Consider the following 25,076-nt stretch of genomic DNA (forward strand, 5'->3'; position numbering starts at 1 on the left):
GACGTCAGTCCAGGAGCCCGCGGGGGTCGGACCACACGTCACGGACCACCTCCGCGACCCGTCGCACGTCGTCCTCGGTCAGCGCGTGGAACATCGGTAGCCGGACCGACTGCCGCGCGACCCGCTCCGAAACCGGCAGGCTCACCGGTTCGAGGTCATCGAACGCGGGTTCCTCGTGAGCACAAGGGATTCCGCGCGAGGCGCTGATCCCGTGGCGCTCGAGGACCGTGAGCAGGTCATCCCTCGAGACGGGGAAGTCGTCCGGCAGCACCACCCAGAACGCCTGGTGGTTCGCCCGTCCCCAGTCCGGATCGGTCGCCATGACGAGTCCCGGGACGTCCGCGAGCAGCTCCTGGTAGAGCCGCGCGAGCTCCCGGCGTCGCTCGACCATGGACTGGAGCTTGGATGCCTGCACGATCCCGATCGCGGCCTGGATGCCGGTGAGGCCGTAGTTGTAACCGGTCTCGACGCAGTGCTCGGCCGCGCGACGGCGCCCGGGGTGGTGCTCGCGCGCGGCACCGCTCAGGCCGTGCCGCCGCAGACGTCGCAGCCGCTCGGCGAGCGCGGGGTCGGTGGTGGCGATCATCCCGCCCTCACCGGTCACGAGGATCGAGTCCCGGTGGAAGGAGAAGGCGGCGAAGTCGCTCCCCGCGCCCACCGGTCGTCCGCCGCGGACGCTCCCGAGGGCGCACGCGGCGTCCTCCACCAGGGCGATCCCGCGTCCGCTGACGAGTGAGCGGATCGGCTCCAGCTCTGCCGGGGTGCCGTAGTGGTCGACCACGATCACGGCTGTCGTCGCCGGGGTCAGTGCGGCCTCGACCGTCCCGGCCGTGACGTTGTGGTGGCGAGGGTCGACGTCGGCGAAGACCGGCCTCGCTCCGACGTGCCGTACCGCGTGCGCCGTCGCGACGGACGCCAGGGACGGGACGACGACGTCGTCACCCGGCCCGACACCGCGTGCGACGAGGCCGAGGTGCAGGGCTGCCGAGCAGCTCGACACGGCGACGGCATAGGGCGCCTGGACCAGGGCTGCGACCGTCTCCTCGAACTCCGCGACCCGGGCACCGTGATCCACCAAGCCGGACTGCACCGCCGCAGCCGCCGCAACGACCTCGCGCTCGTCGAACCACGGCCTGGCCATGGCGATCTCGCGCCCCTCCCACACCGGACGACGAACTGATCCTGTCGTGGTCATGCACACCCCTCCGGTCCCACCCCCAGGGGCACCGGCCCTCCCTCTGGCCGACGCGCCGTCACCGCCCGAAAGGCGGCCTGACGCCCAACAGACTGACACGAGCAGTCGACGGCAGCGGGGGGATTCCCGAATCCGGGAGGGGAGGAGGTCTCAGCGTGGTGAGTGGAAGCGCTGCTGGGCGTCGAGCAGGCCGACCTCGATCAGCGCCTCGGCGGCATCGGCGCCCTCGTCGACGAGGAAGGGCAGGACCTCGGTTCGCTCCACCTTCGAGAAGTCCTTGAGGACGAAGTCGGCGGGGTCCTGGCGGCCCGGGGGCCGGCCGATGCCGAGCCGGACGCGGAGGTAGTCGCGGGTGCCGAGCGAGCGGGAGATCGAGCGCAGGCCGTTGTGGCCGCCCTCTCCCCCACCGAGCTTGAGCCGCACCAGACCGGCCTCGATGTCGAGCTCGTCGTGCAGGACGACGAGCCGCTCGGGCGGCACGTCGTAGTACTTGGACAGACCGGCGACGGGGGAGCCCGACTCGTTCATGTAGGTCGTCGGCACGGCGAGCACGACCTTGGGGCCACCGACGCGCAACCGCGCCTCCGCGACGGCGGCGCGACCAGCCTTGTGCGACTTGAGGACCGCGCGTCCGCCGACCGCCCGGAGGGCGAGCTCGTCGAGCGCCATGGCTCCGACGTTGTGCCGGTTGCCGGCGTAGGCGGGTCCAGGGTTTCCGAGCCCGACGACGAGCCAGGTGTCCATGCGGTCTTCGATCCTGTCGGTCTGTGCTGCGGGTGGGTGCGTGCAGGGTCCCACGGGTTGGGTTGCCCCGGACGCGCACACGGGCCCCGCCGAGCGATGGCTCGGACGAGGCCCGTGGACGCGGGTGGAGAGAGGCTCAGGCCTCGTCGCCCTCGGCCTTCGCCTCGGCGGACTCGCCCTCGGCTGCCTCGGCGGTCTCGCCCTCGGCGGTCTCCTCGTGCTCCTCGCGCTCGATGCCGGCCTCGGCCTCGGCCTCGGCGAGCTCGGCCTCGAGGGCCTCGGCGGACACTGCCTGCGTGACGTTGACGACGAGCGCCTCGGCGTCGGTGACGAGCTCGGCGCCCGAGGGCAGCTCGACGGCGCCGGCGAGCACCTGGGTGCCGGCCTCGAGGCCCTCGACCGAGACGACGACGTTCTCGGGGATGTCGGTGGCGGCCACGAGCAGCTGCAGCGTGGAGTGGTCGAGCGTGACGACGGTCTCCGCGGCGGCCTCGCCCTCGAGGTGGACCGGGACGTCGACGGTGACCTTCTCGCCGCGACGCACGACGACGAGGTCGACGTGCTCGATGACGGGCTTGATCGGGTCGCGCTGGACGTCCTTGGCGAGCGCGAGCTGCTCGTCGCCCTCGACGACGATCGTCAGCAGGGCGTTGACGTGCTTGAGCGCGAGCATGGTGTCGTGGCCCGGCAGCGAGATGTGGACCGGCTCGGTGCCGTGGCCGTAGATGACGGCGGGGATGTTGCCGGAGCGGCGGATCTTGCGGGCAGCGCCCTTGCCGAACTCCGTGCGCTTGATGGCGACGAGCTTGGTGATGTCGGAGGACACGGGGACTCCTGGTTCTCGGGGGGGTCGTGGGACGAGCGATGATGTGGTCGGCCTCGGCGCGGGACGACGCGCGGTGGGTCGGCGGTGACGGAGCAGGTGGGCGGTGAGGTGCGCACGCAGAGGCGAACCCGACCGTGGAGAGCTCCACGTCAGGCCACCGCGTCGATCACGGACCTCGGCACGTCCTGCTCTCGCAGCCGTGCACCGTCCCTCGCCGAGGCAACTGCTCGATCGTAGTGGACAGTCGCGTCCGCACGAAATCTGTCCTGTCGGTGCGGCCGCCCGGTCGACGGACGGCACACGGCAGACATAACGGATTCCCGGCCACCGCCGCCTCGAGCCGTTCTACGCTCAAGCAGGCGCAGCCGGCTGACGAGGTGGGGACCCGGGCCGCGCGCGATGCGCCGACAAGGGTGGGCCGGTGCACGCTGCGCCGGGGGGTAAAGGCGGTAGCAATGCTCTCATCGGGTCGTATCAGCCGGTCTCGTCTGTTCGTAGGGGCAGCGCAGGTGGGGCGGCACGCCCGACGCCGTCTGCGCCGCACCGCCGCGCTCGTGGTGGCCTGCCTCATCGGGGCGCTCGCCGCGATCGTCAGCATCCCGGCCGGGCCGGCCGCAGGAGCCGGCCCGTGCGGACCGCCCGTCGTGAACGTCATCGCCTGCGAGAACACCCAGCCGGGCACCGCGCCGAGCAGCTGGCAGGTCAGCGGCGCCGGCGACTCGACGATCCAGGGCTTCGCGACGTCGATGAGCGTCAACGTCGGCGAGACCGTCACGTTCAAGGTCAGCACGCCGGCCCGGGCCTACCGCATCGACATCTACCGGATGGGCTACTACCAGGGCAACGGAGCGCGCCTGGTCGCACCCAACGTGCAGCCCTCCGCGACCCTGCCCCAGACGCAGCCTGCGTGCATCGTCCAGAACACCACCGGCCTCGTCGACTGCGGCAACTGGGCGGTGTCGGCGTCGTGGACGGTGCCGGCGACGGCCGTGTCCGGCGTCTACCTCGCCAGGCTCGTGCGCACCGACACGAACGGTGCGAGCCTCATCCCCTTCGTCGTGCGCAACGACGCCAGCCACTCGGACCTGCTGGTCCAGACCTCCGACCAGACGTGGCAGGCCTACAACACCTACGGGGGCAACAGCCTCTACACGTGCACCACCAGCTGCCCGCCCGGCAACCCGGACGCCTACAAGGGCGCGTCGATGGTGTCCTACAACCGGCCGTGGCACACGGCGCTGGACGACGGCGGCCGCAGCTGGCTCATGTACTCCGAGTACCCGATGATCCGCTTCCTCGAGGCCAACGGGTACGACGTGGCCTACAGCAGCGGCGTCGACACGGGGACCGCCGCGGGTGGGGCCCTGCTGCGCAACCACAAGGTGTTCATGTCCTCGGGGCACGACGAGTACTGGTCGGGCAACCAGCGCACCAACGTCGAGGCGGCCCGCGACGCCGGAGTCAACCTCGCCTTCTTCAGCGGCAACGAGGTGTTCTGGAAGACGCGCTTCCAGAACAGCATCGACGGGACGAACACGGCCAACCGAACCCTGGTCTGCTACAAGGAGACCCACTACAACGCACCCACGGACCCGCAGGACCCGCCGACGTGGACCGGTACGTGGCAGGACCCCCGGTTCAGCCCTCCCGCCGACGGCGGCAACCCCCAGAACGCGTTGACGGGTCAGCAGTTCCTCGTCAACTCCGGGACCACCGACATCAAGGTGCCGTCGCAGTACTCGAAGCTGCGGCTCTGGCGCAACACCGCGGTGGCGAGACTCGGCAACGGCCAGACCGCGACCCTCGGCGCCGGCGTCGGGACGCTGGGCTACGAGTGGGACATGGACCCCGACAACGGATTCCGGCCGGCCGGCCTGTTCCGCCTGTCGTCCACGACATCGACCACGGCCGAGGTCTTCACCGACTACGGGGGCACGACGCAGTCGAGCCAGACCGCGACCCACAACCTCACGATGTACCGCGCCGCGAGCGGCGCCCTGGTCTTCGGCGCCGGCACCGTGCAGTGGTCGTGGGGCCTCTCCGACCCCGGCTCGACACCTGACGTCAACATGCAGCAGGCGACCGTGAACCTCTTCGCGGACATGGGTGCCCAGCCGTATGCCGTCATCAGCGGCTTGTCCACGGCAACGGCCTCCACCGACACGACCGCCCCGACGTCGACGATCACGACCCCGACGAGCGGCGCCAACCTGGGCGACGGCGGCCGGATCACGATCTCCGGCACGGCCGCCGACACCGGCGGGATCGTCGCCGGGGTCGAGGTCTCGACCGACAAGGGAGTCACGTGGCACCCCGCGACGGGGACGACCAGCTGGAGCTACAGCTGGGTGGCGCACGGCAACCCGAGCACGACGATCAAGACCCGGGCTGTCGACGACAGCGGCAACCTCGAGGCTCCCGCTGCGGGTGTGCCGGTCAACGTGGGCTGCACGTGCTCGGTCTGGGGCACCGGGGCCACGCCCGGCGTGGGCGACTCCGGCAGCGCGACGGCGACCGAGGTCGGCATCAAGTTCCGGTCCGACGCGTCGGGGTTCGTCTCCGGCATCCGCTTCTACAAGTCCACGGCCAACACCGGGACCCACGTCGGCAACCTGTGGAGCTCGACCGGCACCAAGCTGGCGAGTGCGACCTTCACCAACGAGACCGCGTCGGGCTGGCAGCAGGTCACCTTCGCGAGCCCGGTGGCGATCAACGCCAACGTCACCTACGTCGCGTCGTACTTCGCACCGCGAGGTCACACGGCGGCGGACCAGTCCTACCTCTACCCGCCGCCCTCCCCGGGGCCCTACGCGAGCGGCTGGGTCGACAGTCCACCCCTGCACGCCCTGCGCAACACCAACGGGACGACCAACGGGATCTTCCTCAACACCGCGAGCAGCGCGTTCCCGACACAGACCGACGAGGCGACGAACTACTGGGTGGACGTGCTCTTCAACACGAACACCGGCCCCGCCACCGCTCCGGCCGCTCCCACGAGCGTCACGGCGACACCGGGCAACGGCTCGGCGCAGGTGAGCTGGGGCGTGCCACCTGACGGCGGCAGCCCGATCACCAGCTACACCGTCACCCCGTACGTCGGCACGACGGCGCAGACCGCCGTCAGGGTCACCGGCAACCCGCCGGACTCGTCCGCCTCGATCACCGGCCTGACCAACGGCACGGCGTACACCTTCAAGGTGTCGGCCACCAACACGGTCGGCACCGGCCCTGACTCCGCGGCCTCGAGCCCCGTGACCCCACAGGCGGTCTCGTGCACCCCGTGCACGATCTGGCCGGCCTCGACGGTGCCGAGCACCCCGGACCAGGGTGACACCAGCTCCACCGAGCTCGGCACGAGGTTCACCTCGGACGTCAACGGGCAGGTCACCGGCATCCGGTTCTACAAGGGTGCACTGAACACCGGCACCCACGTCGGCAGCCTGTGGACCTCGACGGGCACCAAGCTCGCCTCGGCGACCTTCACCAACGAGACCGCCACCGGCTGGCAGCAGGTGAACTTCGCCACGCCCGTGTCCGTCACGGCGGGGACCGGCTACGTCGCCTCGTTCTTCGCGCCCAACGGCCACTACGCCGCCGACTCGTTCTACTTCAGCACCGGCGTCGACAGCCCACCCCTGCACGCCCTCAAGGACGGCGTGGGCGGCGGCAACGGTCTCTACCGGTACGGCACCTCGAGCGGCTTCCCGAACCTGACGTTCCAGTCGGAGGGCTACTACGTCGACGTCGTCTTCTCCACGACGAGCGGGGCGCCGACCGCACCGGCGGCACCCACCGGCGTCACCGCCACCGCCGGCGACAAGCTGGCCACCGTGTCCTGGACCGCGCCCGCCACCACCGGCAGCGCCATCACCAGCTACACCGGCGCCCCCTACGCCGGCACCACCGCCGGCACCCCGACCCGCGTCAGCTGCACGCCGCCGGCGACCACCACGACCGTCTCCGGCCTGACCTACGGCACCGCCTACACGTGCTAGGTCTCGGCCACGACCGCCATCGGCTCCGGACACGACTCCACCGCCTCCGCCGCGATCACCCCGACCGGACCCACCACACCCGCCGCGCCCACCGGCGTCACCGCCACCGCCGGCGACAAGCTGGCCACCGTGTCCTTGACCGCGCCCGCCAACCACGGCATCGCCATCACCTTCTTCACCGTCACCCCCTTCGCCGGCACCCCCGCCGGGACCCCGACCACCGTCACCGGCACCCCGCCCGCGACCACCACGACGGTCACGGGCCTGACCAACGGCACCGCCTACCCCTTCAAGGTCTCGGCCACCAACGCCATCGGCACCGGACCCGACTCCGCCGCCTCGGCCGCGATCACCCCGACCGGACCCACCGGCTGCGCTGCCTGCACCATCTGGGCCAGCACCGCCACCCCGGCCAACCCCAACCACAACGACAGCTCCGCGGTCGAGCTCGGGGTGAAGTTCAGGTCGGACGTCAACGGCCAGGTCACCGGCATCCGGTTCTACAAGGGCACCGGCCACACCGGCACCCACACCGGCAGCCTCTGGACGACCAGCTGCACCAGGCTGGCCACCGCGACCTTCACCAACGAGACCGCCACAGGCTGGCAGCAGGTCACCTTCGCCACGCCCGTGTCGATCACCGCAGGCACGGTCTACGTCGCCTCGTACTTCGCCCCCGTGGGCCACTACGCCGGCGACACCGGCTTCTTCTCCACCACCGGCGTCGACAACCCGCCCCTGCACGCCCTGCAGGACGGCACGAGCGGAGGCAACGGCGTCTACGTCTACAACGGCTCCAGCGCCTTCCCCAACAACACCTTCCAGGGAGCCAACTACTGGGTCGACGTCGTCTTCTCCACCACCGGCGGAGCGGCGACCGCACCTGCGGCGCCCACCGGCGTCACCGCGACCGCCGGCGACAAGCAGGCCACCGTGTCCTGGACCGCGCCCGCCAACAACGGCAGCGCCATCACCAGCTACACCGTCACCCCCTACGCCGGCACCACCGCCGGCACCCCGACCACCGTCACCGGCACCCCGCCGGCCACCACCACGACCGTCACCGGCCTGACCAACGGCACCGCCTACACCTTCAAGGTCTCGGCCACCAACGCCATCGGCACCGGACCCGACTCCACCGCCTCCGCCGCGGTCACCCCGACCGGACCCACCGCACCCGCCGCGCCCACCGGCGTCACCGCGACCGCCGGCGACAAGCAGGCCACCGTGTCCTGGACCGCGCCCGCCAACGGCGGCAGCGCCATCACCGGCTACACCGTCACCCCCTACGCCGGCACCACCGCCGGCACCCCGACCACCGTCACCGGCACCCCGCCGGCCACCACCACGACCGTCACCGGCCTGACCAACGGCACCGCCTACACCTTCAAGGTCTCGGCCACCAACGCCATCGGCACCGGACCCGACTCCACCGCCTCCAACAGCGTCACGCCCGCGGTGGTGACGGGGTGCACCGCCTGCACCATCTGGGCCAGCACCGCCACACCGACCAGCCCGAGCATCAACGACAGCTCCGCGGTCGAGCTCGGCACGAAGTTCACCTCGGACGTCAACGGCCAGGTCACCGGCATCCGGTTCTACAAGGGCACCGGCAACACCGGCACCCACACCGGCAGCCTCTGGACGACCAGCGGCACAAGGATGGCCACAGCGACCTTCACCAACAAGACCGCCACAGGCTGGCAGCAGGTCACCTTCGCCGCGCCCGTGTCGATCACCGCAGGCACGGTCTACGTCGCCTCGTACTTCGCCCCGGTCGGCCACTACGCCGGCGACAACAGCTTCTTCGCCACCACCGGCGTCGACAACCCGCCCCTGCACGCCCTGCAGGACGGCACGAGCGGAGGCAACGGCGTCTACGTCTACAACGGCTCCAGCGCCTTCCCCAACAACACCTGGCAGTCCAGCAACTACTGGGTCGACGTCGTCTTCAGCGCCACGCCGTGAGCGTTCTCGGCCGCCCCGCCTCGGGCGGGGCGGCTAGTCCGTCGACGACGGCTTCGCAGCCGCCGGAACGGCGTCGGGCGCCCGGGCCTCGTCCGCGCGCACCGCGACGACGCCGCCGACGATGAGCAGGCCACCGGCGAGCTGGAGCGCCGTCGGCAGCTCGCCGAGCACGATCCAGGCGAAGAGCACGGCGAAGAGCACCTCGGTCAGGGCCACGAAGGAGGCGACCTTCGCCCCGAGCATCCGCACGGCGGCGATCCCGGTGACGTAGGCGAACGCCGCGGCGACGAGCGCGATGACGAGGACCGGCACCCACCACGGCACGTCCGCGCCGCCGAGCGTCACGATGTCGGCGCCACGGGTCATGTCCATGACGCCGATGAGCCCGGCGGCCCAGAGCACGACGGCCCCGACGACGAGCCCGGCGCCGGCGAGCGCCATCGGGGGCAGGTCGGCGTCGACGTGGTCGGCGAGGAGGAAGTAGAGGACGAGGCAGACGGCCGCCCCGAGGCCCCAGAGGACCCCGGCGAGGTCGAGCCGCGCTCCCCCGGTGACGTCGAGGACGAGGAGGAGCCCGACGACCGCGAGTCCGATGCCGGCCAGGGTGAGGCGGCGCGGGGCGCGTCGGTGCCGGGCCCAGAGCCAGCCGACTATGAGGACGGGCGCCAGGTACTCGAGCAGGAGCGCGACGCCGACCGACAGGTGGGTCACGGCGTTGAAGTAGGCCAGCTGGCAGCCCGCGACACCGGTGAGCCCGTACCCGACGACGGCGCGGCCGTTGCGCCGCAGCACGCCCCAGCGGCCGCGAAGCGCAACGAAGGTCGGCACGAGCAGGACGAGCGCGGCCAGCGTGATCCGCAGGGTGACGACGGCACCGGGGGCCCAGCCGGCGAGGAGCAGCGGCTTGGCGAAGGCACCGGAGGTCGCGAAGGCGGCGGCCGACGCGAGGGCGACGCCGAGCCCGAGCAGCGGGTGGCGGCCGGCGGCCCCGACGGCATCCTCCGGGCCCCACTCGAGGACGGGAGGGTCGGTCGGGCCGGGCGCGGTCGACGGCGGCGCGAGGCCGGGCGTCGGGGTGGTGGGCTCCGCGGACACGGTGACCTCCGGGCGGTGCGGTTCGGGTGACGCGTCCGGCCCCGGCGGTGAGTCACCCTGTTAGGACCGTCTGCGATTAGACTCCTGACGGTAGCGATCCGTGACGTCAGGAGTCAAGAGCGTGTTCACCCATGACACCGAGGCGGCGCTCCACGCCGCGGCCGCCCTCGTCAACACGATGCCCGGCACCCTGCCCGGGGACTCGGCCGAGGACGTCCTGCTCACCATCGAGGATCTGACTGCCCTCTACGCCGAGCAGCGCTGGACCGGCCGGTTCGACCGCGACGCCGCCGAGCTCGACGCGGTGCGTGCCCTGCGGCCGCGGCTGCGGGGGCTCTGGGAGCGCGACGAGGCCGGCGTCGTCCGGCTCGTCAACGAGCTGCTCGCCGAGGGCGCGGCCCTCCCCCAGCTCGTCGAGCACGACGACTCGGGCTGGCACGTGCACGCCACCCCGTCCGACGCCCCCCTCGCCCGGCGGATGGCCGTCGAGGCCGCCCTCGCCGTCGTCGACGTCGTCCGGGCCGGCGAGCTCGACCGGCTGTGCGTCTGCGCGGCACAGGACTGCGACGACGTCGTCGTCGACCTGTCGCGCAACCGGTCACGGATCTACTGCGAGGGCGGATGCGCGGCCCGCGCGCACACCGCCGCCTACCGGGCCCGACGCGCCCGCGCCTGACGCGTTGGCGATCAGGCCTTGCCGTCGAAGAGGCTCGTCACAGAGCCGTCCTCGAACACCTCCTTGATCGCCATCGACACGAGCGGCGCGATGGACAGCACCGACAGCTTGTCGAAGCGTCGGTCCTCGGGGATCGGCAGCGTGTTCGTCACGACGACCTCGTCGACCTTGCAGGCCTTGAGCCGGTCGACGGCCGGGCCCGACAGGATCGCGTGCGTCGCGGCGATGACGACCTTCTCCGCGCCCTGCTCGATGAGGGCGTCGGCGGCCTTGGTGATGGTGCCCGCGGTGTCGATCATGTCGTCGACGAGGATGCAGACGCGGCCCTTGATCTCACCGACGACGCGGTTGGCGACGACCTCGTTGGGCCGGTTGATGTCGCGCGTCTTGTGGATGAAGGCCAGGGGCGCACCGCCGAGGCGCGTCGACCAGTCCTCGGCGACCTTGATGCGGCCGGCGTCGGGCGAGACGACGGCGAGGTCGAGGTGGCCGTACTTCTCGCCGACGTACTCCGACAGGATCGGCATCGCCATGAGGTGGTCGACCGGGCCGTCGAAGAAGCCCTGGATCTGGGCGGTGTGCAGGTCGATCGCCATGAGGCGGTCGGCGCCGGCCGTCTTGAAGAGGTCGGCCATGAGGCGGGCCGAGATCGGCTCGCGGCCGCGGTGCTTCTTGTCCTGGCGGGCGTAGCCGTAGAACGGCAGCACGACCGTGATGCGCTTGGCCGAGGCGCGCTTGAGCGCGTCGATCATGATGAGCTGCTCCATGATCCACTCGTTGATCGGCGCGGTGTGGCTCTGGAGCACGAAGGCGTCGGAGCCGCGCACCGACTCCTCGTAGCGCACGTAGATCTCGCCGTTGGCGAAGTCGTAGGCGCTCGTCGGCACGAGGCTGGTGCCGAGCGCGTCGGCCACCTCCTGCGCGAGCTGCGGGTGCGCCCGGCCGGAGAACACCATGAGGTGCTTCTCGGTGGTCTTGTTGATGCCGGTCATGCCTGGGCGCCCTTCTCGTCGCTGGTGAGCCGGTCGTTCTCGACCACGGCTCCTGCCTCACCGGCGAGTGCCGCCTCGGCGTCAACGGCGGTCCGTGCCGCCTCGTCGGTCTTCGTGCCGGCGCGTCGGCGCGCCACCCAGCCGTCGATGTTGCGCTGCTGCGCGCGGGTCACGGCCAGCTGCCCCGGCGCGACGTCGCTGACGACCGCCGAACCGGCGGCCACGTAGGCGCCGTCGCCGATCGTCCGCGGCGCCACGATGACCGAGTTGCTGCCGACGAAGCTCCACCGGCCGACGTTCGTGTGGCCCTTGGTGACGCCGTCGTAGTTGGCGAAGATCGTGCCGGCGCCGATGTTCGCGCCCTCGCCGATCGTCGCATCGCCGCAGTAGGTCAGGTGCGGCACCTTGGCGCCGTCGCCGATGCGGGCGTTCTTCGTCTCGACGAAGCCGCCGATCTTGCCGGCCCGGCCCAGGACCGTGCCGGGGCGCAGGTAGGAGAAGGGCCCGACGGTCGCGTCGGGCCCGATCTGGGCCAGCTCGGCCTGGGTGCGCACGACGCTCGCGCCGTCACCCACCTCGGTGTCGGTCAGCGTCGTCTCGGGGCCGACGACGCAGTCGCGTCCGATCGTCGTCGCGCCGAGCAGCTGGGTGTTCGGGCGGACGACGGTGTCGGGGCCGACGGTGACGTCGGCGTCCATCCACGTCGTGGCCGGGTCGACGACGATGGCACCGTCACGCATGGCCTGGTCGACGATGCGGCGGTTCAGCTCGGCGCCGAGCCGGGCCAGCTGCGCCTTGTCGTTGACGCCCTCGGTCTGCCACAGGTCGGCGACGAGGTGGGCGTCGACGGCCAGGCCGCGGGAGCGCGCGATGGCGACGACGTCGGTGAGGTACTTCTCGCCCTGCGCGTTGTCGGTGCCGACCTCCGCGAGCGCCTCGCGCAGCACGACCGCGTCGAAGGCGTAGAGGCCGCTGTTGACCTCGCGGATCGCGCGCTGCTCGTCGGTGGCGTCCTTCTGCTCGACGATCGCCTCGACGTGGCCGCCGGCGCCGCGGATGACGCGGCCGTAGCCGGTGGGGTCGGCCAGCGTGGAGGTGATGACGGTGACGGCGCTGCCGCTCGAGGTGTGCGCCGCGACGAGGCCCGAGAGGGTGTCGGCGGTGAGGAGGGGGACGTCGCCGTAGGTGACGACGACCGTGCCGCTCAGGCCCTGCGGGAGCGCCTCGAGCGCGCACTCGACGGCGCGGCCGGTGCCCTTGACCTCGTCCTGGTCGGCGATGACGGCGTCCGGGTCGACCTGCGCCACGTGCTCGGCGACGCGGTCCCGCTCGTGCCGCACGACGACCGCGAGGTGGTCCGGGCTGGTCCCGCGGGCCGCCCGGATCGCGTGGGCCACGAGGCTGCGGCCGCCGATCGTGTGGAGGACCTTGGGGGTCGTGGACTTCATGCGTGTGCCCTCGCCGGCGGCGAGGACGATCACGGCGGTCGGCCGCAGATCGCTCACGGGGCGCAGCTCCTTGTCGTCGGGTGCGGTGCCTTGCAGCCCCGGACCGGCCGTCGAGCAGGTGCGTACGCGGTGGCACCGGGGGTGCGCCGCCGCCACTCTACTCGGGGCTCGCGGTGCCTCCGGCGCGCCCGTGGGCGAGGCGTGACGCCGCTCACAGCGACGCCCCGCCCGACGCGTCGAGCGTGCTCCCCGGGTAGGGCACCGTCGCTCGTGCCTCGCTCCTCCCGACCCCTGCCGGGGACCCGCTCGACGCTCACTTCGCAGCGCGTCGAGCTTGCTCCCCGGGTAGGGCACCGTCGCTCGTGCCTCGCTCCTCCCGACTCCTGCCGGGGACCCGCTCGGCGCTCGCTTCGCAGCGCGTCGAGCTTGCTCCCCGGGTAGGAGTCGAACCTACGTCGCTAGTCCTGATTCAAAGTCAGGCGGGCCCTGCCGGCAGACCAACCGGGGAACGTCCACGAGGACGTGCACAGGGTAGTGCAGCGCCGAGGTGCGTCCGGGCCCAGCCGGCCGCAGCCGCACACGTCGCGGTCGCCGACCCACCGGACACGGTGTGCCGTCGGCCACGAAAGGCGCAGCGGACTCGACGGTGTGCGTCCTCGGTCAGCTGCCCGGGGTGGAGGCCGCCGCGCCCGCCCCGCCGTCCGCCGGCGCACCGGCCGGTGTGGAGCCCGACCCTGAGCCTGAGCCCTGGGCGGTCGCCGTGTCGCCGGGGCCGACGACACCCGCGGGCGCGGGCAGCGTCGGCTGCTCGGCCGGGGCCGAGGCGGAGGGTGCGGGGGCCGGATCGGCAGCTGCTGGTGGCGGCGCCGACGGCGTCGGGGCGGCCGACGGGTCGGGCGCGGGGCCGGCCGTCGCGGACGCGGTGGCCGAAGGCGTCGACACGGCAGTGCTCGTCGGTGTCGGGGCGGCCGGGGCGGCGGCCGAGGTGGTGAGGGCGACGGGGACCGTGGCGGAGATGACCGGCGCGACGACGGCACCACCGACCGCTCCCCCGACGGCCGACCCGAGGTCGGGCAGCGTGGTCGGCGCGATGGCACCGCCGGGGCGCGGCGCGCGGTTCGCCGAGGACGACGGGTGCTGCTGGACGACCGAGTGTTCGTTGGTGCCGTGGGTCAGCACGACGGCGGGCGCCGCGACGCCGAGGCCGATGACGATGCCCGCGACGGCCGTGGCAACGGGTGGGGAGATCGTGAGCCCCCCGATCGTCGCGCCGCCCGCGACGACGGCGACCGGCACGAGCGCGGCGCCAGCGACCGCGGCGCCCGACGCGATGGCGCCGGACACGACACCCGACGCGACGCCGGACGCGGCCGCACCAGTCGCGACAGCCGAGGCAGTGGTGACGCCGGCAGCGCCCGCCGTCGACACGGTGGCGACCGCCGCGGTCGAGGCCGTGGCCGCACCACCGACGCCGGCGCTTCCTGCAGCGGTCGCGACGCCGGTGACGAGCGTCGAGGCGCCGGACGCGACGCCGCCTGACATCGCGGCTGTCCCGGCACCCGCAGCACCCGCGGCACCGGCAGTACCCGCAGCACCGGCAGCGCCGGCAGCACCGGCAGCACCAGCAGCGCCGGCGCCACCCGCAGAGGCAGCGCCTCCGGCCGCTCCCGCCCCGATCCCGGACGCCCCGCCGAGACCGGCCCCGCCGGTCACGAGCAGACCGCCCGCGCCCTGGCCGACACCCGACCCGAGGGCCTGGCTCGCGCCGGCGACGAGGAACGGCAGGACGAGTCCGGCGAACCCGGTGCTGATCCGGCGCAGGTTGTCGGCGAGCGCCGCGTCGCGCGGACAGGAGGCGAGGTGCGCCTCCACCTTCGCGCGCCGGCGCGGCGTCGAGCGGCCGCGGACGTGGGCGGAGAGGTGGTCGAGCGTCCAGCGGCACTCGGGGCTCTCACACTCGGCGCTGCGTTGCTGGACCCACACGTCGAGGTAGTGCCCGCGCAGCGCCTCCTTGGCGCGCATGACCCGGACGCTGACGAGGTTGGCCGACACCCCGAGGCGCGGGGCGACGGCCCGGGGGGCCGCGCCGTCGACCATCGTCATCCACAGCAGCTGGCGCTCCCGCTCGGGCAGCCGCGCGAAGGCCTCACGGACGAGGCCGCTGCCGAGGTCCTCCTCGGGATCGTCGTCGACCTCGGTCCCCGCCACGCGGTCGAGGTCGGCGGCGTCGGTGGGCAGTGCGCTCATGTCGCGGCGCACCGCGTCGACACCGACCGTCCGCACCGTCGAGGTGAAGTAGGCCCGGAAGTTGTCGCGCGGACCGGCACCCTCGCGCAGCAGGCGCAGCATCCGGGCCGATGCCTCGGCGACGAGGTCCTCGGGCGCGACGCGGCCCCGGAAGCGCACCGCGACGGCCTGGGCGGCCGGCAGGTGGCGGCGCCAGAGGACGACGAACGCGTCGTCGTCGCCGTGCCGCACACGGTCGAGCAGGTCGACGTCCGTGAGATCGACGAGCGGGGTGGAGTCGGGTGTCGCACCGACGGCGTTCGCAGACACCGTGGTCCTTTCGGGTGTGGAGAGAGACCCAAGTGTGCGACACACAGGGCCCTCTCGTGTGCGGATTGGTCGATGCGGACTCGGTGCGCGTGTCGCGGTGCGCCATGCGTGCCGGTTCGTCCCCTCGCCCGACGCGCCCGGTCCGTGGGAGCCCCGCCCTCCGGTCCCGACCGGGTGGCACCATGACGACGTGACCGCCGACAGGGACGACAGGGACGACGCGGACGCCACGGACGCCACGGACGCCGCGCGGGACCGCCCCGAACGGACGCCGCGGCCGCGCACCCGCGCCCGGATGACCGGCCCCGAGCGGCGCGAGCAGCTCATCAGCGTCGGGCGCCGGCTCTTCGCCGAGAAGGGCTTCGAGGCCACGACGGTCGAGGAGGTCGCGGCCAAGGCGAACGTCTCCAAGCCCGTGGTCTACGAGCACTTCGGCGGCAAGGAGGGTCTCTACGCCGTCGTCGTCGATCGCGAGATCCAGGCGCTGCTCGGCGGCATCACCCGAGCCCTCGAGGAGCGCGACGGGGCCCGGATGCTCCTCGAGCGCGCGACCCTCGCACTGCTCGACTACGTCGAGAGCGACCCCGACGGGTTCCGGATCCTCGTGCGCGACTCTCCCCCGGGGCAGTCCACCGGCTCCTTCGCCAGCGTCCTCGGTGAGGTCGCCTCGCAGGTCGAGCACCTGCTCGCGGCCGAGTTCAAGTCGCGCGGCCTCGACCCGAAGTCGGCCCCGATCCACGCCCAGATGCTCGTCGGGATGGTGGCCCTGACCGGGCAGTGGTGGCTCGACAAGCGCAAGTTCAAGAAGGACCAGGTGGCCGCCCACCTCGTCAACCTCGCGTGGAACGGCCTCTCGGGCCTCGACCGGAGCCCGCGGCTCGTCACTGTGCCGCGCCGCTGACGACACCGGCTCAGACCCGGCCGCGGACCGGGACGCGGACCGGACGCGGACCGGGACTCCGACTCCAGCTGCGGTCAGCCGAAGAAGGTCCGTCGGTAGGTGTCGCCCGCGCCGTCGGTCACGACGACGGTGATCGGCGACAGACCCCCGAGGCCGCCCTGGGTCAGCTGGACGCGTCCGCCGGACGCCGACCCGGTGCAGGCGACGCGGGCACTACCGGTGCTCGAGCACGTCCAGGCACTGTTGGAGGCCCGGAGCGTGCCGGCGCCCGAGGTGTTGGAGACCGTGAGGCGCAGCCGGCCCTCGACCGATGTGCGGACCGACAGGCTGAACCGGCTCGGGTCGCCGGAGGCGATGACCTTGACCGAGATCGTCGGAGGGTTCGAGGGCTTCGGCGGCGGCTCGGACGTGGGGGGCGGGCTGGGCGGGGTCGAGGTCGGCGGTGGGGTGGGCGGCTTCGAGGTCGGCGGCGGCGTCGGACGCGTCGTCGGCGGCGGCGTCGGACGTGTTGTCGGCGGCGTGGACGTCGACGGCGGCCGGGTGGCCGGCGTGCCGCCCGCGCCAGGGGTCGTACCGGAGCCCGGTGAGCTCCCACCCGCGCCGGGGGCGCCCGCGCCTCCGGGTGCCGGAGGCGCCGGCGTGCCGGTGACCGCGCCCGAGGCGCCCGAGGCGCCCGAGGTGGGCGAGCCGGCCGACGGGACCGCGGCTGCGGCGCTCGTCGCCGCGGGGCGGGTCGCGCCGGGCGCGGCCGATGACGCGCCTGCCGTGGACGACGAGGCCCCACCCGGCACGGCAGGGCCACCGGGTGCGGCTGCGCCCGTGCCGGGGCTCGCCGACGCGGACGCCGCCGGCCGGGGCGCGGCATCGGCAGGCAGGGGGGTGGACGCAGGACCGCCGAGCAGGCCGGTCGCACCGGCCGTCACGGCGACACCGGCCACGATGCTGGCGACGCGGCTCGCGACCTGCCCCATGGCATCGGCGGCCGAGCCCACGCGTCCGGCGCCCGAGGCCCCGGTTCCGGCGGCGGCCGCACCGCCCGACGACGATGCCGCCGCGACCCCACCGGCGCCGGCCGCACCCGCAGCGCCCGCAGCACCCGCGGCACCCGCCGCGCCGCCGAGCAGCCCGAGGCCACCGGCTGTGATGAACCCGGGCGTCGACACCCCGGCCGCGAGGACCAGCGGCACGACGAGGGCCGGGAAGCCGTCGTGGATGACGCGCAGGTCGTCGGCGAGCCGGGCCGCATGGGAGCAGGAGGCGACGTGCGCCTGGGCGCGCTCGGTCTGCCGCTTGGGCAGACGACCGCGCACGAGGGCCCCGAGGTGGGTGATGGTCCAGCGGCACTCGTCGGTGTCGGCCGCGGCGAGGCCGCGCTCGGCGCGCGCGTCGAGGTACAGGGCGCGGAGGTTCTCGCGGGCCCGCATGGCCCGGACGCTGACGGCGTTCGCGCTCATCCCGAGGGCCGGGGCCACGACGCGCGGGGCGGCGCCCTCGACGGTCGTGTGCCACAGGACGCGCTGGTCCTTCTCGGGCAGCGACCGGAACGCCTCGCGGACCAGCGCGACGGTCTCGTCGTCGCCGAGGTCCGGCCCGTGCTGCTCGACCGGGTCGGCGAGCGCGTCGAGGTCGTCGTCCTCGGTGGGCACGAGGCGCAGGTCGCGGCTGCTCGAGTCGAGGGCGACGGTGCGCACGGCGGACAGGAAGTAGGCGCGGAAGTGCTCTTCCGGGCCGCGCCCCTCCTTGATGAGGGAGAAGACGCGGGCGGCGGCCTCGGCCACGACGTCCTCGGGGCTCGTTCGCGTGCGGACGCGTCGGGCGACGGCGTACGCGGCGGGCAGGTGGCGCCGCCACAGCTCGCCGAACGCCTCGGCCGACCCCGCCCGGCTGCGGGCGAGCAGCTGCACGTCGGCAGCAGAGGACCACGCCTCGCTCGACCACATGGTCAGGTCAGCTGCCACCTCGAGCCCTTCCAGCCACTTGCCAGTGGTGGACAGTCTGCCCCGGCGCGCCGCGTGCGTCGACTCGACTCGCAGCACGGGACATCTGGCAGGTTTCGCCCTTCCGGATGATCCCCTCCACGAAACCATCGCGGAAGGACGAAACCTGGCGGCACCACGGGTGCGGACCTCAGGAGCCACTCCCTCCCCTGACCAAGCGGGACGCTCCGGCGATGCCGTCATCCGTAAGACGTGCCAGTCCCTATTTCATGACAGATTTTTCGCAAATGTCAGGAAATGCCCGAAATTGACCTCGACCCGTCGGTAACGGTGCCGTCATGGGGCCCTCTTGGTCGACGCCTTACCGACCGTTGGCGGACCTCACACGTCGGCGCGCCACCCGGTGCGTCGGGACGCCACGTCGGGGCGGCGCGGGTGGCGGGTATGGGTGCCAGGGTGACGATGCGCTGGCTCTTCGCCGACCAGCTCGGCCCGCACTTCGACGTCGGACGCGACGGCGTCCTGCTCGTCGAGAGCCGGCGGGCCCTGGCCCGCCGGCGGTTCCACCGCCAGAAGCTGCACCTCGTGCTGTCGGCGCTGCGCCACCGGGCCGCCGAGCTCGAGGGCTCCGCCGGCTCGGTGACGCTGCTGCGCACCGACACCTACGCCGAGGCGCTGGAGCAGCTCGGGCGGCCGGTGCGGGTGTACGAGCCGACGTCGTGGGGCGCCGACGCGTTCGTGCGCCGGCTGCACGCGTCGGGGCAGGTGGAGGGCATCGACCCGACGCCGGGCTACTCCCTCGGGCGCGAGGAGTTCGCCGCGTGGGCGGGCGGGCGCCGGCGGGTGCGGTTGGAGGAGTTCTACCGGTTCCAGCGGCTGCGCCTGCACCTGCTCGTCGAGGGCGAGCACCCGGTCGGCGGGCGGTGGTCCTTCGACGAGGCCAACCGCGAGCCGACGCCGAAGGGCGCCGAGCGCCTCGACGTGCCACCGCCCTACCGCCCCCGCGAGGACGAGATCGACGCGCAGGTGCGCGAGGACCTCGACCGCTGGACCCGGGACGGCGCGCTCGACCCCGTCGGCCAGGACGGCCCCCGCCTGTTCGCCGTGACCCGACGCGAGGCGCTCGCCGCGCTCGACCGGTTCGTGACGCATCGGCTCGGCGCCTTCGGCCCCCACGAGGACGCGATGCTGCGCGGCGACTGGGCCATGGCGCACAGCCTCCTGTCGGTGCCGCTCAACCTCGGGCTGCTCGACCCGGTCGAGGTGGCCGAGCGGGCCGTCCGGGCCTTCCACGACGGCGACGCGCCGCTGGAGTCGGTCGAGGGGTTCGTGCGCCAGGTCGTCGGCTGGCGCGAGTACGTCTGGCACGTCTACTGGCACCTCGGACGCTCCTACCGACGCCGCAACGCCCTGGGCGCCGCGCGGGGTCCCCTCCCCCGCTGGTTCGACGAGCTCGACGCCGACGCGGTCGAGGCCGCCTGCCTGTCTGACGCGCTCACCGGTGTCCGCGACCGCGGCTGGGTGCACCACATCCCGCGCCTCATGGTGCTCGGCGGCTGGGCGGCCCACCGCGGGTACGACCCCGACGCGCTGACCGAGTGGTTCCAGACCCGGTTCGTCGACGGCTACGACTGGGTCATGCCGGCCAACGTCGTCGGCATGAGCCAGCACGCCGACGCCGGGGCCATGGCGACCAAGCCGTACGTGTCCGGCGGCGCCTACATCGACCGGATGAGCGACTACTGCGGCGGCTGCCGGTACGACCCGAAGAAGCGCACGGGCGAGGACGCGTGCCCATTCACCGCCGGCTACTGGGCCTACCTCGACCGCAACGCCGCGCGCCTCGAGGGCAACCACCGGATGGCGCGGCCGCTGCAGCAGCGCCACCGGCTCGCCGACCTCACCGAGGTCGTCGCGCAGGAGCGCGCCCGGGGCGACGACCCGCCCTGACGCGTCACGCCCCGACGCGTCAGGCGCGTCAGGCGCGTCAGGCGCGTCGGGTGCGGGCGACCGCAAAGGTGCGCGTGAAGGGGAAGAGCACCCCGAAGGACCGACGCGGGTAGGCCACCTCCAGCTCGCGGGCGTAGGCCTGCTCGAAGACCTCGCGCTCGGCGGCGTCCTCGAGGATGCCGAGGACGGGGCGCAGGCCGGTGCCGCGGACCCACTCGAGCACGGGGTGCGGGCCGCCCTCGGGGGCCGGGAGCACCTGCTCGTACGTCGTCTGCCACACGTCGACCTCGGGCGTGCGGTCGAGCAGGAGCGCCGCGTACGTGCCGGGCAGCGCGACCGCCGCGGCCCGGTCGAGGCCGGGGCGCAGGTCGTCGGCGCGCGGGTGCCGCTGCGCCACCTCACGCATGAGACGGTGCGACGGCGCGTCGAAGTTGGCCGGCACCTGCATCGCGAACGTGCCCCCGGGCGTCAGGGCGTCGAGCCAGCCGGGGATGAGCCGCAGGTGGGTCGGCACCCACTGGAGGGTCGCGTTGGTGACGAGGACGTCGACGGACCCACCCACCGCGGTCGGGTCCCAGGCCTCGGCCGACGACTCGACCCACTCGACGCGGCCCTCGGTGTCGAGCGCGCTCGCCTGGTCGAGCATCTCCGGCGAGGAGTCGACGCCGACGACGCGGGCGTCGGGCCAGCGCCGCGCCAGCCCGAGCGTCAGCTCGCCGGGCCCGCAGCCGAGGTCGACGACGAGCTGCGGGTCGCGCACGTCGACGCGGGCGAGCAGGTCGGCGAAGGGGCGACCGCGGTGGTCGGCGAAGAGGGCGTACTGGCCCGGGTCCCAGGCGGAGTCGGTGGTGCGCTCCTGGGTGGGAGGCGCGGTCGGGGGTGTCGTGTCGGACACGGCGTCCTCACTTTCCTTCGACGTCAAGAGTCTTGATGGTGACTAGGCTGGTGCCATGAGCCCGGACCGCCGCGCGGGTCGCCCCGCTGGCGACGACGTCGACGACATCGTCGCGGCCTGGCGCCGCGAGCGACCCGACCTCGACGTCTCGCCCCTCGAGGTGCTCTCGCGCGTGTCGCGCCTCGCCCGCCGGCTCGACCTCGCGCGCGGTCGCGCCTTCTCCGAGCACCTGCTCGAGGGGTGGGCCTTCGACGTGCTGTCGGCGCTGCGCCGCGCGGGCGAGCCGTACGAGCTGTCGCCCGGAGCCCTGGTCCAGCAGACCCTCGTGACGTCGGGCACCATGACCAACCGCGTCGACCGGCTCGAGCGCAGCGGGTTCGTCGAGCGGCGCCCCGACCCGGGCGACCGGCGCGGCGTGCTCGTGCGGCTGACGCCCGCGGGCCGTGACGTCGTCGACTCGGCCATGGCCGACCTCATCGAGCAGGAGAAGTCGCTGCTGTCCGAGCTCGGCGCCGCTGACCGGCGAGAGCTCGCGTCGCTGCTGCGCCGGATGCTCGCGCCGCTCGAGGCACGCCCGGGCGACCCGGCGTCCTGACGCCGACCGACCGCTCACGCGTCGACGCGCTGCTGGAACTCGAGGCGGTTGCCGACCGGGTCGCTGGTGTGGAAGCGACGCAGGCCGGGGATGTTCTCGTCCCACGTGACCGGGGCCCCGGCGGCCTCGACCGAGGAGGCGAGGGCCTCGACGTCGGCGACGGCGATGCCCGGGTGGGCCTTGCGCGCCGGAGCGAACGGGTCCTCGATGCCCACGTGCACCTCGGCGCCGCCGGGCTCGCTGCCCGCCCGGAACCAGACACCGCCGCGGGCGCGCAGCCTCTCTGGCTTGGGCACCTCGGTCAGGCCGAGGACACCGGCGTAGAACGCGCGCATGGCGTCCTCACACCCGGCGGGGCCGGACACCTGGACGTGGTGCAGAGTCATCTCCATGCCCCGAAAGTATCTTGATATCAAGATATTTTCAAGGGTTCGGCACTAGCCGACGACGTCCGCCGCCTCGAGCCACTCGAGCTCGAGCTCCTCGCGCTCGGCGACGAGCTCGGTGAACCGGGCGTTGAGGTCGGCGAGGGCGCCGGGGTCGGTCGCCTGCTGCGCCATCTCGCCGTGGATCCGCTCCTCGCGGTCGGCCAGGCGCGAGAGCTGCTTCTCGACGCGGGCCATCGTCTTGCGCGCCTCGCGGACCTCGGCCGGGCTCGCCGTCGTCACCGCGGCGGCCGGGCCTGCCGAGGGCTTCGCGCTCGCTCCCCCACCCGACGCCGACGACGCCGACGACGCGGTGCGTGCTGCGGCAGCGCGCAGCTCGAGGTACTGGTCGACACCGCCGGGCAGGTCGCGTACCCGGCCGTCGCCGAGCAGGGCCAGCTGGTGGTCGCAGACCCGCTCGAGCAGGTACCGGTCGTGCGAGACGACGATCAGCGTGCCGGCCCACCCGTCGAGGACGTCCTCGAGCGAGGTGAGGGTCTCGATGTCGAGGTCGTTGGTCGGCTCGTCGAGCACGAGGACGTTCGGCTCGGTGAGCAGCAGGCGCGTCAGCTGGAGTCGACGCCGCTCGCCGCCGGAGAGGTCGCCGACGCGGGTCTGCTGACGGCCGCCCGGGAAGCCGAGACGCGTCGCCAGCTGGCTCGCGCTGACCTCCTTGCCGCCGAGCGTCGTGTACTGGCGCACGTCCTCGACGGCCTCGATGACACGCCACTGCTCGAAGCGCTCGAGCTCGCGCACCTCCTGGGTCAGGTGCGCGATGGCGACGGTCTTGCCGATCTTGCGCCGCCCGGCACTCAGGGGCACCTCGCCGGTGAGGGCGCGCAGCAGCGTCGACTTGCCGGCGCCGTTGACGCCGACGATGCCGACGCGCTCGCCCGGTGCGAGGCGCCACGTGACGTCGTCGAGCAGGGTGCGCTCGTGCGGCGGCTCGCCGACCGTCAGCGTGGCGTCCTCGAGGTCGAGCACGTCCTTACCGAGGCGACGCGTCGCGAACGACACGAGCTCGACGTTGTTGCGGGGGTCGGGCTCGTCGGCGATGAGGGCGTTGGCGGCCTCGATGCGGAACTTCGGCTTGCTCGTGCGGGCCGGGGCGCCGCGGCGCAGCCAGGCCAGCTCCTTGCGCATGAGGTTGGAGCGACGCTCGGCCACGACGCCCGCGAGGCGGTCGCGCTCGGCCTTGGCGAGCACGTAGGCCGCGTAGCCGCCCTCGAAGGAGCTGACGCCCCCGGACTCGACCTCCCACGTCATCGTCGCGTACGCGTCGAGGAACCAGCGGTCGTGGGTGATGGCGACGGTCGCGTTGCCCGGGCGGGGGCGGTGGTTGGTCAGGTGGTCGGCGAGCCAGGCCACGCCCTCGACGTCGAGGTGGTTGGTCGGCTCGTCGAGCAGGAGCAGCTCGGGGTCCTCGACGAGGAGGCGGGCGAGGGCGAGGCGGCGGCGCTCGCCGCCGGACTTCGGCCCGACGCGGCTGTCGAGGCCGCCCATCGCCTCGGCGCCGATGCCGCCGAGCAGGCCGGTGAGCACGTCGCGGATGCGGGGGTCGCCGGCCCAGACGTGTTCGGGGCGGTCGCCGAGGACGGCCTCGCGCACCGTCCACTCGGGGTCGAGCGCGTCCTCCTGGCTCAGCATCCCGATGCGGATGCCGTCGTCGCCACCCTGCTTGCTGATGCGACCCGAGTCGGGCTCCTGCAGGCCGGCCATGACGCGCAGCAGCGTCGACTTGCCGCCGCCGTTGACACCGACGATGCCGATGCGGTCGCCGGTGAGGACGCCGATGCTGACGTCGTCGAGGACGTGGGCGGTGCCGAAGACGAGGGAGACGCGTTCGAGCGAGACGAGGTTGGCCATCGGAGCAGACCCTACGTCCTGGGCGGGCCGCGCACGGAATCGCCGTGAGCAGCCCCGGTCTGCGGTCAGTCGCGAGGGGTGGCGACGACGTGGGCGCCGTGGACCGGGCCCTTGGCCCGGCGCAGGTCGCGGCACAGGTCGGACGCCGCGAGCGAGACCGAGAGGTCGAGGGCGGCCTCGTGGCTCTCGGTGAGGAAGGCGACCGTGGGACCCGACCCGGAGACGATGCCGCCGAGGGCGCCGAACTCGACGCCGGCGTCGCGCAGCTCGCGCAGCTGGGGGCGCAGCGAGAACGCCGCCGGCTCGAGGTCGTTGTGCAGCGCGGCTCCGAGGGCAGCCGGGTCGCCCGACCGCAGCGCGGCCATCAGCTCGGGGCTGACGCGCGGCTCGGGGACGTCGACCCCGTCGCGCTCGCGGAGGCGGTCGCACTCGGCGTACACCTCCGGCGTCGACAGGCCGGTGTCGCTGATGGCGAAGACCCAGTGGAAGGTGCCGCGCGCGAGGACGGGCGCCAGCTGCTCACCGCGCCCGGAGCCCATGGCGTTGCCCCCCGTGAGCGGGAACGGCACGTCGCTGCCGAGCACGGCAGCCAGCTCGGCGAGGTCGTCGCGGTCGAGGCCCAGGCCCCACAGCTGGTCGCACGCGACGAGCGTGGCGGCAGCATCGGCCGAGCCACCTGCCATGCCACCGGCGACCGGGATGTCCTTGTCGATCCGGATCGAGAGCGCCTCGTCGACCGACCACCGCTCCGCGACGAGCCGGGCCGCCCGTACCGCGAGGTTGTCGCCGTCGGTCGGGATGAGGCTCTTGTACGTGCCGGTGGGCACGACCTGCCACTCGTTCCACCGGGCCACCGAGACCTCGTCGTGCAGCGACACGGCCTGGTAGACGGTCGCGAGCGAGTGGTAGCCGTCGGGCCGCCGGGGCCCGACGCGCAGCTCGAGGTTGACCTTGGCCGGGACCCGCACGGTCACCGCACCGGGCAGGGTCGGAGCGACAGTCATGCGCCCAC

At 73.3% G+C, this 25,076-nt stretch carries 18 protein-coding genes and 1 tRNA gene; 6 read left to right on the top strand and 13 right to left on the bottom strand.

Annotated features, from left to right (window positions below; all coding sequences use genetic code 11):
• Nucleotides 1–4 precede the first annotated feature (4 nt).
• From RY076_RS19420 to RY076_RS19430, 3 genes are all read right to left on the bottom strand, one after another.
• Complete coding sequence (locus RY076_RS19420; protein WP_323100929.1) at nucleotides 5–1,195, bottom strand: DegT/DnrJ/EryC1/StrS family aminotransferase; 1,191 nt, start codon at nucleotides 1,193–1,195, stop codon at nucleotides 5–7.
• A gap of 150 nt (nucleotides 1,196–1,345) precedes the next feature.
• Entirely contained in the window at nucleotides 1,346–1,939 is a 594-nt protein-coding gene (gene pth, locus RY076_RS19425; protein ID WP_323100931.1) for an aminoacyl-tRNA hydrolase, read from the bottom strand.
• A gap of 136 nt (nucleotides 1,940–2,075) precedes the next feature.
• Complete coding sequence (locus RY076_RS19430; RefSeq protein ID WP_323100932.1) at nucleotides 2,076–2,765, bottom strand: 50S ribosomal protein L25/general stress protein Ctc; 690 nt, start codon at nucleotides 2,763–2,765, stop codon at nucleotides 2,076–2,078.
• Nucleotides 2,766–3,274: 509 nt separating this feature from the next.
• Between RY076_RS19430 and RY076_RS19435 the strand changes: the two genes are divergently transcribed.
• Both RY076_RS19435 and RY076_RS19440 read left to right on the top strand, forming a co-directional pair.
• Nucleotides 3,275–6,760 (top strand): N,N-dimethylformamidase beta subunit family domain-containing protein, encoded by a 3,486-nt coding sequence (locus RY076_RS19435; protein WP_323100933.1) that lies wholly within the window; start codon nucleotides 3,275–3,277, stop codon nucleotides 6,758–6,760.
• 54 nt (nucleotides 6,761–6,814) lie between these two features.
• Entirely contained in the window at nucleotides 6,815–8,728 is a 1,914-nt protein-coding gene (locus RY076_RS19440) for a DUF4082 domain-containing protein (protein WP_323100988.1), read from the top strand.
• Between the two features lie 33 nt (nucleotides 8,729–8,761).
• Here RY076_RS19440 and RY076_RS19445 read toward each other — a convergent pair whose 3' ends face one another.
• A complete protein-coding gene (locus RY076_RS19445) occupies nucleotides 8,762–9,823 on the bottom strand; it encodes an EamA family transporter (protein ID WP_323100935.1) in 1,062 nt (353 codons plus the stop codon).
• 121 nt (nucleotides 9,824–9,944) lie between these two features.
• Between RY076_RS19445 and RY076_RS19450 the strand changes: the two genes are divergently transcribed.
• Nucleotides 9,945–10,499 carry a CGNR zinc finger domain-containing protein gene (locus RY076_RS19450; protein ID WP_323100937.1) on the top strand — a complete coding sequence of 185 codons (555 nt, stop codon included), beginning with the start codon at nucleotides 9,945–9,947 and terminating at the stop codon, nucleotides 10,497–10,499.
• 11 nt (nucleotides 10,500–10,510) lie between these two features.
• Here the strand turns inward: RY076_RS19450 and RY076_RS19455 are convergent, their stop codons facing one another.
• From RY076_RS19455 to RY076_RS19470, 4 genes are all read right to left on the bottom strand, one after another.
• Nucleotides 10,511–11,491, bottom strand: coding sequence for a ribose-phosphate diphosphokinase (locus RY076_RS19455; protein ID WP_323100939.1), 981 nt, complete (start codon nucleotides 11,489–11,491; stop codon nucleotides 10,511–10,513).
• Nucleotides 11,488–12,939 carry a bifunctional UDP-N-acetylglucosamine diphosphorylase/glucosamine-1-phosphate N-acetyltransferase GlmU gene (glmU, locus tag RY076_RS19460; RefSeq protein ID WP_413785804.1) on the bottom strand — a complete coding sequence of 484 codons (1,452 nt, stop codon included), beginning with the start codon at nucleotides 12,937–12,939 and terminating at the stop codon, nucleotides 11,488–11,490. Before glmU ends, RY076_RS19455 begins: the two co-directional genes overlap by 4 nt.
• Nucleotides 12,940–13,368: 429 nt before the next feature.
• A tRNA-Gln gene (locus tag RY076_RS19465) sits at nucleotides 13,369–13,447 on the bottom strand.
• Between the two features lie 152 nt (nucleotides 13,448–13,599).
• Nucleotides 13,600–15,495, bottom strand: a complete 1,896-nt coding sequence (locus RY076_RS19470) for a sigma-70 family RNA polymerase sigma factor (protein WP_323100942.1) — start codon at nucleotides 15,493–15,495, stop codon at nucleotides 13,600–13,602.
• Between the two features lie 295 nt (nucleotides 15,496–15,790).
• On the opposite strand from RY076_RS19470, the gene RY076_RS19475 reads away from it, so the two are divergent.
• Entirely contained in the window at nucleotides 15,791–16,396 is a 606-nt protein-coding gene (locus RY076_RS19475; RefSeq protein ID WP_323100989.1) for a TetR/AcrR family transcriptional regulator, read from the top strand.
• A gap of 74 nt (nucleotides 16,397–16,470) precedes the next feature.
• Here RY076_RS19475 and RY076_RS19480 read toward each other — a convergent pair whose 3' ends face one another.
• Nucleotides 16,471–18,354 (bottom strand): sigma-70 family RNA polymerase sigma factor, encoded by a 1,884-nt coding sequence (locus RY076_RS19480; protein WP_323100943.1) that lies wholly within the window; start codon nucleotides 18,352–18,354, stop codon nucleotides 16,471–16,473.
• Between the two features lie 441 nt (nucleotides 18,355–18,795).
• On the opposite strand from RY076_RS19480, the gene RY076_RS19485 reads away from it, so the two are divergent.
• The gene (locus RY076_RS19485; protein ID WP_323100991.1) at nucleotides 18,796–20,283 is read left to right on the top strand and encodes a cryptochrome/photolyase family protein; all 1,488 of its coding nucleotides are present in this window, start codon (nucleotides 18,796–18,798) and stop codon (nucleotides 20,281–20,283) included.
• A 37-nt stretch (nucleotides 20,284–20,320) separates the two neighbouring features.
• Here RY076_RS19485 and RY076_RS19490 read toward each other — a convergent pair whose 3' ends face one another.
• The gene (locus RY076_RS19490) at nucleotides 20,321–21,178 is read right to left on the bottom strand and encodes a methyltransferase domain-containing protein (protein WP_323100945.1); all 858 of its coding nucleotides are present in this window, start codon (nucleotides 21,176–21,178) and stop codon (nucleotides 20,321–20,323) included.
• Between the two features lie 55 nt (nucleotides 21,179–21,233).
• Between RY076_RS19490 and RY076_RS19495 the strand changes: the two genes are divergently transcribed.
• Complete coding sequence (locus tag RY076_RS19495) at nucleotides 21,234–21,773, top strand: MarR family winged helix-turn-helix transcriptional regulator (RefSeq protein WP_323100947.1); 540 nt, start codon at nucleotides 21,234–21,236, stop codon at nucleotides 21,771–21,773.
• 14 nt (nucleotides 21,774–21,787) lie between these two features.
• Here RY076_RS19495 and RY076_RS19500 read toward each other — a convergent pair whose 3' ends face one another.
• From RY076_RS19500 to RY076_RS19510, 3 genes are all read right to left on the bottom strand, one after another.
• On the bottom strand, nucleotides 21,788–22,165 hold the full coding sequence (locus RY076_RS19500; protein WP_413785802.1) for a VOC family protein: 378 nt from the start codon (nucleotides 22,163–22,165) through the stop codon (nucleotides 21,788–21,790).
• Between the two features lie 45 nt (nucleotides 22,166–22,210).
• Entirely contained in the window at nucleotides 22,211–24,064 is a 1,854-nt protein-coding gene (locus tag RY076_RS19505; RefSeq protein WP_323100949.1) for an ABC-F family ATP-binding cassette domain-containing protein, read from the bottom strand.
• A 65-nt stretch (nucleotides 24,065–24,129) separates the two neighbouring features.
• Nucleotides 24,130–25,068 (bottom strand): 4-(cytidine 5'-diphospho)-2-C-methyl-D-erythritol kinase, encoded by a 939-nt coding sequence (locus RY076_RS19510; RefSeq protein ID WP_323100951.1) that lies wholly within the window; start codon nucleotides 25,066–25,068, stop codon nucleotides 24,130–24,132.
• Nucleotides 25,069–25,076 lie beyond the last annotated feature (8 nt).

Source organism: Intrasporangium zincisolvens (genome assembly GCF_034724055.1).
Classification (GTDB): domain Bacteria; phylum Actinomycetota; class Actinomycetes; order Actinomycetales; family Dermatophilaceae; genus Monashia; species Monashia zincisolvens.